Here is a 12626-nt window from a genome sequence, read left to right as displayed (position 1 = left end):
TGCCCGTCCCGGACCTCTACGGCGACCGAGGCGGCGTGCGTGTGGCCGGCGCCGTGCGGCAGCCGAGTCGGGCGTCGATCCGGGCGGCGGTCCGCGGGCCGTCGTCGGTCCAGTACTGACCGGGCTTCAGTTTTGCGGCGGCGACCGTACGCAGGCTCACGACGTGGTCGAGCCCCTCACCCGAGGGGTCCAGGTACGCCACATCGAGGGTGCGCGGCACCGGGGCGGGCTCGGCCGCATGACGGTCGAACCCCTCGGCGGACCAGAGCCTGACGACGCCGCTCTTCGCCGAGGCCGTCCGCGGACCGGAGGCCCACCAGACGATCGGCGGGTTCGTGTCCTCGGCCCTGTCCCAGTCCGTGACCTCCACTCGCCGCAGCACGTCGGAGGGACAGAGCGGGATCTTGACGACGATCGTCCCCCCTTCGACCCTGGCCCCGGCCACCGCCGTGTCCGCCGGATCCGAGGGCCCCAGGAAGCATCCGCTCGCCGGCAGGGCGATCGCGGTGAAGAGGAGGACCGATGGAGCAGCCCGTCGCCGGTTCGGCACCGGTACCCGTCCCGTCTCGCGTCGGTCCTGCCGTTCGGATCGGTCGCGACAGGGGTTCGATCCTGCACGCGGACACGGAGAAAGGGAACCTGCGTACGAGACCGGCGCAGGAGACCGACTCACGAGGCGGCGGGAGAGACGGCGAGCGTTTCGCCGGGTCCAGCCGGGTGACTTCCGCGCCCCGGCCCCCGGGCACGGGCGAACAATGGGCGAATAGTAAGCATTGCGCACATATCTTCATCGGGTGATCATTCCAGTACGACGATTCGCCGCGACCTGCGCCCTCGGCGCACTCGGGGTCGCGCTCGCCGCCTGCGGGACCCCAGGAACCCCGCACGCCGCCCGCCCAGGGCACCCCGCGTCGGCCTCGGGCAGCACAACCGCCCAGCCCTCGCGACCCCCCACACTCGCCCCCGGCTCCAGCGGTATCACCCCCGTCTTCACCAACGGTCCGCGCACGCAGGACAAGACCGTCGCGCTGACCTTCGACGCGGACATGACCGCCGACGAGGGGCCACGCGCCGCGGCCGGGGAGCACTTCGACAATCCCGAACTGATCGCCACGCTGCGCGCGTTCAAGGTGCCGGCGACCCTGTTCATGACCGGACGCTGGGCCGACGAGTACCCCAAGGAGGCCAAGGACATCGGGCAGGACCCGCTGTTCGAGGTCGCCAACCACTCGTACAGCCACTACGCCTTCACCGACAACTGCTACGGCCTGCCCACCGTGCCCCAGGAGCGGATGCGGGCCGAGGTGGAGGAGACCTACACCGCCCTCAAGAAGGCGGGCGTGCCGCACGCGATGCCCTACTTCCGGTTCCCCGGCGGGTGCTACGACCAGCAGGCCCTGCGCACACTGAGCGCCGTGGGCGTGACCGCCGTGCAGTGGGACGTCGTCAGCGGGGACGCCTTCGCGACCGACGCCGACGCCGTGGCCCGGCAGGTGCTGGAGGGCGTGAAGCCCGGATCCGTCGTCGTCATGCACTGCACGCGCAGCGCGGCTCCGGTGACCGAACAGGCCCTGCGAACGATCGTCCCCGAGCTGCGCAAGCAGGGCTTCCGCTTCGTGAAGGTCTCCGAGATGATCGGCTCGGCGACGCGGAGCGAGCGGCACGGCACCACGTAGGCGCGCTCCGGTCCCGGCCTACGCTGGGACCATGAGCGACGACTACTGCGCCACCCCGGCGGCCCCCGTCCCGGCACCGGACCCGACCGACGCCGGGCCGCCGTTCGCCGAGTGCGTGCTGTGCCGGAAGCCGACCGAGTACCCGGAGTCGTACAAGGGGATCACGCTGTGCCCCGTCTGCGAGTGGCAGGAGGCACAGCGGACCGCCTGTTCCGGGTGAGGGTGACGGTGACGGTGACGGCGGCACGACCGCTCGCCGAAGAACCGATCTTCCGCCTGGCACACTGGAGGGCGTGAGCAGCGACCCGACCGTAGCCGACGCACCCGGCCGACCCGACGTACCCGGCTCGGCCGAGGACAGCCCCTTCCGATCCGAGCGCACCGTGCGCGACGAGGCCCCGCAGTTCGTGCTGCCGCTGGTCGTGCGCATCGAGAAGGCCGCTCCCCCGGCACGCACGGACGCGCTGGAGACCGCGGCCCGCGCCGTGCTGACGATCCTCAGCGATGAGCGGGCCCTCAGGGACGGCGACTGGGCGCAGGCAGTGCGGGACTGGCAGGACGCGCGGATCCGCAAGGTCGTACGCCGGGCGCGCGGCGCCGAGTGGCGGCGGGCCGAGGCTCTGCCCGGCATCACGGTGACCGGGAAGTCCGCCGAGGTGCGCGTCTTCCCGCCGGTCCCCCTGGACGGCTGGCCGAAGGACCTGGTCAAGCTCCAGGTGTCCGGCACCGACCTCGACGACCCGGAACCGCCGGTGGACGCGGACCCGACGGCGCCCGTGCTGTGGCTCAACCCCGACCTCGACATGTCGGCCGGCAAGACGATGGCGCAGGCCGGGCACGGCGCGCAGCTGGCCTGGTGGGAACTGTCGGACGAGGAGCGGGCGGCCTGGCGCGACGCCGGTTTCCCCCTCGCCGTCCGCACCGCCGACCCGGCCCGCTGGAGCGGACTCACCACCTCCGGGCTGCCGTTGGTGCGCGACGCCGGGTTCACGGAGATCGCGCCGGGGTCGTGCACGGTGGTGGCCGACCACCCGGCGCTGCGCTCCTGACCGACCCTGAGTGAACTACGGACCCGAGGAGGCGCGATGGCCGGGACCCGGCTGGACGGCAGGCTCGAACGCGGCAACCGCACACGGCAGTTGGTGCTCAGCCGCACGGTCGACATCGCCTCGGTCGAAGGACTGGAGGCACTGTCCGTGGGCCGTCTCGCCACCGAGCTCCAGCTCAGCAAGAGCGGGGTCTTCGCGCTCTTCGGCTCCAAGCAGGAACTGCAGCTGGCCACCGTGCGGGAAGCGGCGCGCATCTACGTCGAGCAGGTGACCCGGCCCGCGTCCGAGACCCCCGCCGGTGTCGCCCGGACCTGGCGGCTGTGCGAACTCTGGCTGGACTACTCCCGGGGCCGGGTCTTCCCCGGCGGCTGTTTCTTCTACGAGGTCATCGCCGAGTTCGACGCCCGGTCGGGGCCCGTGCACGACGCCGTCGCGAAGGCCCAGCGGGACTGGGCGGCCCATGTGGAGCACACTGTCACCGAGGCCCGGGACCTGGGTGAGCTGCGCTCCGACACGGATGCCGCGCAACTCGCCTTCGAGCTCATCGCGTTGATGGAGACGGCGAACGCGGTGTCGGTGCTGCGCGACGAGACGGACGTCTACCGCATGGCCCGGGTCGCCATCCTTTCCCGGCTGCGCGCGGCGGCGACCGACCCGTCCCTCGTACCCGAGCCCTCCTGACCTGCCGAGCCTTCGGCGCGGGAAGCCTCATGGCCGAAAACAAGTAGCACGATCGTTCGCTCAGTTTTATGCTCGGCCGTATGACATCGACCGGAGTGGACATCGTCGAGCTCGACCGGATCGCCGTGTACGAGTCGCTGCGGCTCGTCGGGCTGGCGCGGGGCACGGACTGGGAGCGGGACACACCGTGTGCGGGGTGGACGCTGCGGCGGCTGGTGGCGCACATGGTCGCGCAGCACCACGGGTTCGCGGCCGCCGCCCGGGGAGCGGGGCACGAGACGGCGTACTGGCGGGAGCCGCAGGACATGAGCGACCCGGAACGGACGTACCGGGGAGCGGCGACGGGCTTGCTGGCCGCGTTCGCCGAACCGGGCGTGACGGAGGGGGAGTTCGTGCTGCCGGAGATCAGGGACGGAGGCGGGTTCCCCGGCGGGATGGCCCTCGGCTTCCACTTCGTCGACTACGTGGTGCACGCGTGGGACGTCGCCGCCACGCTCGGCGTCTGGCTCGAACTGCCGGACCACGTCCGCGGAGCGGCCCTGGCCGTCGCCCGCCTCGTACCGACGGATCCGGCCGGCCGCGGGCCGGGATTCGCGTTCGCGCCGCCGGTCGACGTGCCTTCGGGCGAGGATCCGCTGGACGAGGCGCTGCGGCTGCTCGGACGTACACCGGAGAAGTGGCCGCTGTCGGCCGACGGCACGGATTCACAGCTGATTTGACCTGAACCGAGGGTTCGCTTTAATCGCGCTTGAACATTCCCGGTGTCCCGCACGTATTTCACGTCGCTGGCCAAGTACAGGTTTCCAACGACCAGTTGGTTTCCCCGGGAGGCTCATTTTGCGGCGTATCAATGGTTCCGCCTTCGTCATCGCGACGCTCGCCGCCACTGTCGGCGCGCTCGCGTTCCCGGTGTGGTCGTACGCCGACCGCGCCGGCACGGGGCAGGCGAATCTCGCGGCGGGGACGGTGAACACACAGTGGGGACCCCTGTCCGCCGCCGACCGCGATCTGATCGTGCGCGTGCGGCTGGCCGGGCTCTGGGAACTGCCGGCGGGACAGCAGGCGCTCGAGCGGGCCCCCAACAAGGCGATCAAGGAGGTCGGCGATCACCTGGTCGTCGGCCACACCGACCTCGACAAGCGGGTGCGGGTCATCGCGGCCCAGCTCAATGTCGAGTTGCCGAACCAGCCGAACGCGCAGCAGCAGGGCTGGCTGCAGGAGATGACCGCGGCGGCGGGCACGGAATACGAACGGAAGTTCGTGAACCTGCTGCGGGCCGCACACGGCAAGATCTTCCCGGCGATCGGCGCGGTCCGTAACTCCACCCGCAACACGCTGGTCCGGCAGCTGGCCACGGACGCCAACCAGACCGTGCTCGACCACATCACCATCCTGGAGAAGACCGGAAGCGTCGACTTCGACGCCATCGCCAACGACACGGCCGCCCTGTCGACCGCGAGCCCGACCGGTCCCCCGGCCCCGGCCGCCGGCGTCACGGCGCCCTCCGCGCCGCCGGTGCAGCCGGCCGACGGCGTCGTCGCCACGTCGAGTCCGTCGCCCGCGCCGCCGGGACAGGTCAACACCGCCCGGCCGGAGCCCTCGGATCCGGACAACGTGCTGCGGTAGCCGGTGCGGCCGTCGGCGCCTGGGGGCGCCGGCGGAACCTCAAATGTTGCTCTGAACGTCCGGCGACATGGGTTCGGCCCCGCTTCCCGGGGCCATGACTCCGTCACGCCGGAACACGGGTCCGTCGTGAGGAGACAGCGGCCGGGGTCGCAGCAGCCGGGGTTCGAGCGGTGACGGAGGAGGCGACATGACACAGCCGAGGCGGCTGGGGACGGGAATCGGGTGGCGGCCGGAGATCGCCGAGGCCGTGGAGCGCATGCCCGGCATCGACTGGGTCGAGGCCGTCGCGGAGAACCTGTGCCCCGGGCATCTTCCCGAGTCGCTGCTGCGGCTGCGTGAGCGGGGCGTCACGGTGGTGCCGCACGGGGTCTCGCTCGGCCTCGGCGGCGCGGACCGGCCCGAGGAGTCCCGGCTCGCCGCCCTCGCGGAGCGGGCCGAGGCGCTGGGCTCGCCGCTCGTCACGGAACACATCGCGTTCGTACGGGCCGGGGGCGCGCTCACCGCGTCGCCCTCGCTGGAGGCCGGGCACCTGCTGCCGGTCCCCCGCACCCGGGACGCCCTCGACGTGCTGTGCGAGAACGTCCGTATCGCGCAGGAGGCCTTGCCCGTCCCGCTCGCGGTCGAGAACATCGCCGCGCTGATCTCCTGGCCCGGGGAGGAGATGACCGAGGGGCAGTTCCTGTACGACCTGGTGGACCGCACCGGCGTACGCCTCCTCATCGACGTGGCCAACCTCCACACGAACCACGTCAACCGGGGCGAGGACCCTTCGAAGGCCCTCGACGAACTCCCCGTCGAGGCCATCGCCTACGTCCATGTCGCCGGCGGCTTCGAACGGGACGGCGTCTGGCACGACAGCCACGCCCACCCCGTCCCCCGGCAGGTCCTCGACATCCTGGCCGACCTCGCCTCCCGTGTGATGCCACCGGGGGTCCTCCTGGAACGCGACGAGAACTTCCCGGACCCGGGCGAACTGGAGAGGGAGCTCGGGGCGATCGGAGTCACCCTGACGAAGGCACGGGCACGGGTCGTGACGCCGTCCGAAACCCCGGCAGGCCCGTACTCCGGTGAGGCCGCCGCCACCGCGAGCGACACCCCCGGGGCAGCGGGGAGCCACGCGGCCGACGTGGCCCTGGGCACGCGGCAGCGGCTTGCGCTCGGGCAGGCCGCGCTGTTGTCCGCGCTCGTCGCGGGTACCCCCGTGCCCGAAGGGTTCGACCGGGGGCGGCTGGGTGTGCAGGCGCGGGCGCTCGCGGCCAAGCGGGCGGACGTCGTCGCGAAGGTGGCGGTGGAGCTGCCGGCGATCCTCGGGGACGCGTACCGGCCGGCGTTCCTCGCGTACGCGGGCGGGCATCCGATGAGCGGTGGGTACCGCCGCGACGCGTTGGACTTCGCCGAGTACACGCTGCTCGCGGGGCACCCCGAGGACGCGGAGACACGGCGGCGCCTGCGTGCGTGGTGGCTGGAGCGGTCCGGCCCGACCCCGCCCTCGCAGCGGCCCACGGCCCGGCTGGCCCGCGCGACCCGACGGGTACTGCTGCGCCGCTGACCCCGCCCGCGTCACCGGAGCCGACGCGCACTCCTACGCGCGCCGTAGTGCCTCGCCCCGGCAGAGTGTGCCGGGGTTAACACCGGTCCCCGCCGGACCGGATCCCACGTCCGTTTTCCAGGGTTTCCTGACGGTCTGGACTCCGGTCGAACTACCCCATTCGGCGCCTTCCTCCCACCCCACAACCCTTTCTCACCGTACGGCAGTTGGCGTAGCGCCCGAAGTAATATGCCAACCCGCAGCCGTAGCGCACTAGCGTGCGGTGCCGCAACAGGAGGCACCATGCGATCCATCAACCGCACCGGATTGGTCAGTGGGACAGGACTCATCATCGCGGCCCTCACCGCGACCCTCGCCGCCCTGATCTTTCCGATCTGGTCGTACGCGGACCGCGCCGGCACCGGCCTGGACACCCTGAACGCCCAGTCCGTGTCGACACAGTTCGGTCCGCTGTCCGCACTGGACCGGGAGTTCATCACCAAGGTCCGGCTCGCCGGGCTGTGGGAGCTGCCCGCCGGCCAGCAGGCCGAGGAGCGGGGCACCACCCAGGCCGTGAAGACGGCCGGCGCGCACCTCGTCGAGGGCCACACGTTCCTCGACGCGCGCGTCCGGAACGTCGCCGCACGGCTCGGACTCGAACTCCCGAACCAGCCCAACGCCCAGCAGCGCGGCTGGCTGGCCACGCTCGACGCCGCGCACGGCACGGACTACGACCGGAAGTTCGCGAACATCCTGCGCAGGGCGCACGGCAAGGTCTTCTCCGTCGTCGCCCAGGTCCGCGCGAACACCCGCAACTCCTTGGTACGGGACCTCGCCGACGACGCGAACACCACCGTGCTCGACCACATCAAGGTCCTCGAAGCCACCGGGTACGTGGACTTCGACGCCCTCGCCCAGGACGCCGCGACCGCGAGCCCGCCCCCGCTGACGGCTTCCCCGGCCCCGCCGGGTCCCACCGAATCCCCGGACAGCCCCGTCCCCGTCACCCCGTCCGGAACCTATCCGCTGCCCCCGGCCGCGTCCCGCCCCAAGAGCTAGCACCGCGGCGCCCCTTGGGGAGCGCCTCGGCGGGCACCGGAACGTCACAGAGCCACAACGCTCCGTCCATATCGTGGGCATACCGTGGCGCCGACCTGGACTCCTCGCGTAGAAACACGCCATGTTCTGGGTCCTTCTCCTGCTCCTGGCCTGGGCCGCGGCCGGTATCTCCTGCACTCGGCTGTGCCTGGCCGCCGTGCGCGCGGCGGCGGTCGACGCCGACGCGGCGCGCGGACACCACCTCACGCTGTACGAGGCGGCGTTCCTGTCCGGCGGCCCCGCCCGGGTCGCCGATCTGACCCTGGTGTCGATGGCCCGTCAGCGGCGGCTGCTGCTCGCGCACACGGGCTGGGCGACCGTCGTGGACCCGCGCGGTCGCGACGAGATGGAGCGCTCGGTGATAGGGGCGATCGGTCCGCAGGGGCAGTCCCGGATAGCGCCCGTACGGGCGAGCACGGCCGCCGCGGACTCCGTGCACCGCCTCGCCGACCGTCTCGTCGCCGCGGGCCTCGCCGTGCCCGACGGCGCCCGCACCACCGTCGCGAGCGCCATCCGCCAGGTCCAGGCCGCCGCCGCGGCCGTCCTCGCGCTCGGCGCCGTCGCCGTGCTGATGCCCTCCCAGTCCCGGGTGAGCGAGAACGACGTGCCGATCGCCGTGTGGTTCTCGCTGCCGCTCATCCTCACCGTGAGCTGCCTCGCCATCGCCCGCATCGAGGTCCACCCGTACACACGCTGGGCCTCCCCTGCCGGACAGCGGCTGCTCGGCACCCTCGCCCGGCACCCCGACGCCACCGGCGACGACCGTACGTACCTCACCTCGGTCGCCGTACGCGGCGTCCGCGCGGTCGGCGAGCCGGAGCTGCGCGCGGCCTTCGCGCACCGCGACCGAAGCCCCGAGCGGCAGCGCTGACGGCGCCCGAGGGGGCGCATAGGGGTCATTGGGGCCGACACCGGCACCAGGTGCTTTACTTCATCAACTGACGAACCAAACATCCCTTTTGTCGCTGCCGTGCGCCGAAGGGGATACGCGATGAGAGCTGCCGTCCTGTACGGAACCACCGGGTCCTTGCTTCTGAGCGGCCTCGTCGCCGCCCCCGCGGGCGGTGCGGCGGCCTGGCCGGACCCCGCGGGGGCCCTCGAGGCGCGCGGCACCGTCGTCGCCGCCGCCCGCGCCGCGACGGCCGGCATCCGCTGGGGCACGTGCCCCAAGGCGGACCACTTCCCGGTCGAGATGCGCTGCGGCACGGTCACCGTGCCGCTGGACTACGCGCAACCCGACGGCAAGAAGATCGAGCTGACCGTCAGCCGCGCCGGCGCCACCGGCAAGGACCTGCGCAACTCCAAGCACAAGGTGCCGCGTCAGGGCTCCCTCGTCTACAACCCGGGCGGCCCGGGCGCGTCCGGCATGTACTTCCCGCTGATCGGCTTCCTCCCCGAGTGGAAACGCATCGCGGCGGCGTACGACCTCGTGGGCTACGCCCCGCGCGGTGTGGACCGCTCGGCCCCGCTGTCCTGCGAGGACCCGAAGCGCTTCCTGAAGGGGCCCGCGCAGTCGCCGACGAACCCCTCGGAGACGTACAAGAAGGAGCGCATCGCGGAGGCACAGGCGTACGCCCGCGGCTGCCTCAAGCGCTCCGGGCAGGGCATCCGGCACTACACCTCGCTCAACAACGCCCGCGACCTCGATGTGCTGCGCGCCGCGCTGGGCGAGCGGAAGCTGACGTTCATGGGGGCCTCGTACGGCACGTACTTCGGCGCCCTGTACGCGACGCTCTTCCCCTCGCACGTACGCCGGATGGTGTTCGACTCGGCGGTGAACCCCGACCCCCGGCAGATCTGGTACCGGAACAACCTCGACCAGTCGGCCGCGTTCGAGGCCCGTTGGGCGGACTTCCGCGCGTGGATCGCCAGGCACGACAAGGAGTACGCGCTCGGCACGACGGCCCAAGCGGTGCTGCACAACTACGAGAAGGCGCGGGCGCGGCTCGCCGCGGCGCCCGCGGGCGGCAAGGTGGGGCCGCGTCAGTTGCAGGGCGCGTTCCTGGAGGCGGGGTACTTCGACGACTACTGGCCCAAGCGCGCCCTGGCGCTGTCCGCCTATCTGAAGGGCGACCCGAAGCCGCTGATCCAGCAGGCCGGGCCGCATCCGGAGGCGTCGGCCGAGGCGGAGAACGGCAACGCGGTGTACACGGCCGTGGAGTGCAACGACGCGTCCTGGCCGACGGACTGGCGTACCTGGGACCGGGACAACACTCGGCTCGCGCGCGTGGCACCGTTCGAGACCTGGGACAACGTGTGGATGAACCTGCCGTGCGCGTACTGGCCGGTGTCGCGGCAGAAGCCCCTCGATGTGCGGACGCTGCCCGGGGCGCTGGCGCCGGTCCTGATCCTGGCGGCCGAGCGGGACGCGGCGACGCCCTACGAGGGTGCGGTGGAGCTCCAGCGGCGGCTGTCCGGCTCGGTCCTGGTGACCGAGAACGGCGCCGGGACACACGGGATCGCGGGCGGACCCAACCAGTGCGTCAACGGCTACCTGGACGCCTACCTGCTGGAGGGCCGCCTCCCGGAGCGGCGCGCGGCGTGCGCCCCGCACGCGGAGCCGGAGCCGGAGCCGACGGCGCCGGGCGGTGACAAGACCACCCGGCACAACGCACAGGCCCGTGAGGACGCGAAGACGACCCGCCAGGCTCCCTGATCAGGCGAGCCCGGCGACCAGCTCGGCCACGGACTTACGGCGACCGGTGTAGAACGGGACCTCCTCGCGGACGTGCATGCGGGCCTCGGAGGCACGCAGGTGGCGCATGAGGTCGACGATGCGGTACAGCTCGTCGGCCTCGAACGCGAGCATCCACTCGTAGTCGCCGAGGGAGAACGAGGCGACCGTGTTGGCGCGCACGTCCGGGTAGCCGCGGGCCATCTTGCCGTGGTCGGCGAGCATGCGGCGGCGGTCCTCGTCGGGCAGCAGGTACCAGTCGTAGGAGCGCACGAAGGGGTAGACGCTCACATAGTTGCGCGGCGTCTCGTCGGCGAGGAACGCCGGGATGTGCGAGCGGTTGAACTCGGCGGGGCGGTGCAGCGCCATGTTCGACCAGACCGGCTCCAGGGCGCGGCCCAGCCTGGTGCGGCGGAAGAGGTTGTACGCCTCCTGGAGCTGGTCGCTGGTCTCGGCGTGCCACCAGATCATCAGGTCGGCGTCGGCGCGCAGCCCCGACACGTCGTACGTGCCGCGGACGGTGATGTCCTTCGCGGCGAGCTGGTCGAAGAGCTCCTGGACCTCCTCGGCGAAGCCGGCGCGGTCCTCGGGCAGCACGTCCTTCAGCTTGAACACGGACCACAGGGTGTAGCGGATGACCTCGTTGAGGTCCTTGGCCAGCTTGCCCTTGTTCGGGACCCTGCCGGACTCGGTGGTGGGGGCGTCGTCACTCATGAGGCTATTCTCCCGCTCCGCCGTGCAGACTCTGCACCGGGTTCGCCCTCAGCGCCTCCAGTCCGGCACGGTCGCCGCCCAGCTGGTCCACGGCGGCGTACGCGCTCGCGACACACGCGGGGATGCCGACCCCGTCGTACGCCGCGCCGCAGACGGCGAGCCCCGGGAGCTTGGCCACGTGCTCGCGGACGCGGGCCACACGCGTGTGGTGCCCGACCGGGTACTGCGGCAGGCCGTCGTCCCACCGGGTCACCCGGGTGGCCACGGGCTCGGCGGCCAGGCCGGTCGCCTCGCGCAGGTCGTGCCGCGAGACGTCCACCAGGTCGGCGTCGTCGCGGCCCAGCACCTCCGTCTCGCCGTACCGCCCGACGGAGGTCCGCAGGACGAGCAGGTCGGGGTTCTCCTCGGCGATCCAGCCCCACTTCTGGGAGGCGAAGGTGGACGCCTTGATCGTGTGGCCGTCCACCGGCGGCACCAGGAAACCGCTCCCTTCGGGGAGGGTGATGTCCGCGCGGCGGTAGGCAAGCGTCACCAACGCCATGGAGGCGTACTCGACACCGGCCAGCTCGGTGGCCGCCGCGGGCGCCTCGGCCCTCAGCAGGGCGGCGGCCGCGCCCGCAGGCACCGCGACGACGACCCCGTCCGCGTGCAGGACACGTCCCCCGGCCACCACCCGCCAGCCGCCGTCCGCGGCGCGGCGCAGCTCCGTCACCGGGGCGCCGGTGAGGATCTCGCCGCCCCGCGCGCGCACCGACCGCGCGACCGCGAGCGGGAGTTGGCCCACTCCGCCCTCGATGCCCATGAACACCGGTCCGGTCTGCTGGGCAGCGGCCGCCTTCGCCTGGATCTCGCGGACCGCCTCCGTCAGGGAGACATGGGTGCCGAGGGCGACGAACAGCTGGGGGACGGCCAGCCGCATCGAGATGCGGTACGCGTCGCCCGCGTAGACGCCGCCCAGGAGGGGCTCGACCAGGCGGTCGACGACCTCGCGGCCGAGGCGTGCCGCCACGTACTCCCCCACCGCCACGTCGTCGCCGACTTCCGTGCGGGGCAGCTCGGCGTCGCGCTCGATGCGGGCCAGGCCTTCGTCGGAGAGGACTCCGCAGAGGGCGGCGGCCGTGCCGGGCACGCCCATGACGTGGCCCTTGGGCATGGGGCGCAGCGCGCCGCGCGTCCACAGGGAGGCGGTCGCGGTGGCGGGCGGCCGGAGGCGGTCGGCGAGGCCCACCTCGCGGGCGAGCGCGATCGCTTCCGGGCGGCGGGCGAGCATCGACTCGGCGCCGAGGTCGACGCGCGCGCCCGCGATCTCGCCGGGCAGCAGCTTGCCGCCGACGCGGTCCGACGCCTCCAGGACGGTCACCCGCGCGCCGCGGTCGAGCAGGCGGTGGGCGGCGGCCAGACCGGCGATGCCACCCCCGATGACGACGACCTGTCCCGAATCCGTACGACTGTCCTGTGCGCGCATGCCTCCACCTTCTCAGACCCCGCTGACAGGCCCGCCGGGACCCGGAGCCGTCGGCCCGTTCGGCGGTGTCCTGCGCGAGTCCCGACCGTGACCGCATCGCGATCGGATCCGGCAA

13 protein-coding genes are annotated in these 12626 nt (G+C 72.5%); 10 read left to right on the top strand and 3 right to left on the bottom strand.

Annotated features, from left to right (window positions below; all coding sequences use genetic code 11):
• Positions 1-16 precede the first annotated feature (16 nt).
• Positions 17-550: a hypothetical protein gene (locus tag ACZ69M_RS44740; RefSeq protein ID WP_470059322.1), complete on the bottom strand. Its 534-nt coding sequence runs from the start codon at positions 548-550 to the stop codon at positions 17-19.
• A 244-nt stretch (positions 551-794) separates the two neighbouring features.
• On the opposite strand from ACZ69M_RS44740, the gene ACZ69M_RS44735 reads away from it, so the two are divergent.
• The 10 genes from ACZ69M_RS44735 to ACZ69M_RS44690 all read left to right on the top strand — a co-directional run bounded on the left by ACZ69M_RS44735 (position 795) and on the right by ACZ69M_RS44690 (position 10314).
• The gene (locus ACZ69M_RS44735; RefSeq protein ID WP_470059320.1) at positions 795-1676 is read left to right on the top strand and encodes a polysaccharide deacetylase family protein; all 882 of its coding nucleotides are present in this window, start codon (positions 795-797) and stop codon (positions 1674-1676) included.
• 31 nt (positions 1677-1707) lie between these two features.
• The gene (locus tag ACZ69M_RS44730; RefSeq protein WP_352048076.1) at positions 1708-1896 is read left to right on the top strand and encodes a hypothetical protein; all 189 of its coding nucleotides are present in this window, start codon (positions 1708-1710) and stop codon (positions 1894-1896) included.
• A 73-nt stretch (positions 1897-1969) separates the two neighbouring features.
• On the top strand, positions 1970-2725 hold the full coding sequence (locus ACZ69M_RS44725; protein ID WP_470059318.1) for a peptidyl-tRNA hydrolase: 756 nt from the start codon (positions 1970-1972) through the stop codon (positions 2723-2725).
• 36 nt (positions 2726-2761) lie between these two features.
• Positions 2762-3406, top strand: coding sequence for a TetR/AcrR family transcriptional regulator (locus tag ACZ69M_RS44720; RefSeq protein WP_470059316.1), 645 nt, complete (start codon positions 2762-2764; stop codon positions 3404-3406).
• 80 nt (positions 3407-3486) lie between these two features.
• Complete coding sequence (locus ACZ69M_RS44715; RefSeq protein WP_470059315.1) at positions 3487-4125, top strand: TIGR03086 family metal-binding protein; 639 nt, start codon at positions 3487-3489, stop codon at positions 4123-4125.
• Positions 4126-4243: 118 nt separating this feature from the next.
• Complete coding sequence (locus tag ACZ69M_RS44710) at positions 4244-5032, top strand: DUF4142 domain-containing protein (RefSeq protein WP_470059313.1); 789 nt, start codon at positions 4244-4246, stop codon at positions 5030-5032.
• 187 nt (positions 5033-5219) lie between these two features.
• Positions 5220-6581: an MbnB/TglH/ChrH family RiPP precursor modification enzyme gene (locus tag ACZ69M_RS44705; protein ID WP_470059311.1), complete on the top strand. Its 1362-nt coding sequence runs from the start codon at positions 5220-5222 to the stop codon at positions 6579-6581.
• A 282-nt stretch (positions 6582-6863) separates the two neighbouring features.
• The gene (locus ACZ69M_RS44700; protein WP_470059309.1) at positions 6864-7619 is read left to right on the top strand and encodes a DUF4142 domain-containing protein; all 756 of its coding nucleotides are present in this window, start codon (positions 6864-6866) and stop codon (positions 7617-7619) included.
• A gap of 121 nt (positions 7620-7740) precedes the next feature.
• Positions 7741-8529, top strand: a complete 789-nt coding sequence (locus ACZ69M_RS44695) for a TIGR04222 domain-containing membrane protein (RefSeq protein WP_470059307.1) — start codon at positions 7741-7743, stop codon at positions 8527-8529.
• A 120-nt stretch (positions 8530-8649) separates the two neighbouring features.
• Positions 8650-10314 (top strand): alpha/beta hydrolase, encoded by a 1665-nt coding sequence (locus ACZ69M_RS44690; RefSeq protein WP_470059305.1) that lies wholly within the window; start codon positions 8650-8652, stop codon positions 10312-10314.
• Here ACZ69M_RS44690 and hemQ read toward each other — a convergent pair whose 3' ends face one another.
• Both hemQ and hemG read right to left on the bottom strand, forming a co-directional pair.
• Positions 10315-11046: a hydrogen peroxide-dependent heme synthase gene (gene hemQ / locus ACZ69M_RS44685; protein ID WP_470059303.1), complete on the bottom strand. Its 732-nt coding sequence runs from the start codon at positions 11044-11046 to the stop codon at positions 10315-10317.
• Positions 11047-11050: 4 nt separating this feature from the next.
• On the bottom strand, positions 11051-12511 hold the full coding sequence (gene hemG, locus ACZ69M_RS44680; protein WP_470059301.1) for a protoporphyrinogen oxidase: 1461 nt from the start codon (positions 12509-12511) through the stop codon (positions 11051-11053).
• Positions 12512-12626: the final 115 nt, after the last annotated feature.

The sequence above is a fragment of the Streptomyces sp. NPDC107454 genome (genome assembly GCF_055582885.1).
Note: the sequence above shows the minus strand (reverse complement) of the source record. Positions and strands in the feature narration are given on the sequence as shown.

Bases quoted from the DNA above. Each gene is read 5' to 3' on its own strand.
- ACZ69M_RS44730 (WP_352048076.1), top strand. From the start codon at position 1,708: ATGAGCGACGACTACTGCGCCACCCCGGCGGCCCCCGTCCCGGCACCG.
- ACZ69M_RS44720 (WP_470059316.1), top strand. From the start codon at position 2,762: ATGGCCGGGACCCGGCTGGACGGCAGGCTCGAACGCGGCAACCGCACA.
- ACZ69M_RS44715 (WP_470059315.1), top strand. From the start codon at position 3,487: ATGACATCGACCGGAGTGGACATCGTCGAGCTCGACCGGATCGCCGTG.
- ACZ69M_RS44705 (WP_470059311.1), top strand. From the start codon at position 5,220: ATGACACAGCCGAGGCGGCTGGGGACGGGAATCGGGTGGCGGCCGGAG.
- ACZ69M_RS44700 (WP_470059309.1), top strand. From the start codon at position 6,864: ATGCGATCCATCAACCGCACCGGATTGGTCAGTGGGACAGGACTCATC.
- ACZ69M_RS44695 (WP_470059307.1), top strand. From the start codon at position 7,741: ATGTTCTGGGTCCTTCTCCTGCTCCTGGCCTGGGCCGCGGCCGGTATC.
- ACZ69M_RS44690 (WP_470059305.1), top strand. From the start codon at position 8,650: ATGAGAGCTGCCGTCCTGTACGGAACCACCGGGTCCTTGCTTCTGAGC.
- hemQ (WP_470059303.1), bottom strand. From the start codon at position 11,046: ATGAGTGACGACGCCCCCACCACCGAGTCCGGCAGGGTCCCGAACAAG.
- hemG (WP_470059301.1), bottom strand. From the start codon at position 12,511: ATGCGCGCACAGGACAGTCGTACGGATTCGGGACAGGTCGTCGTCATC.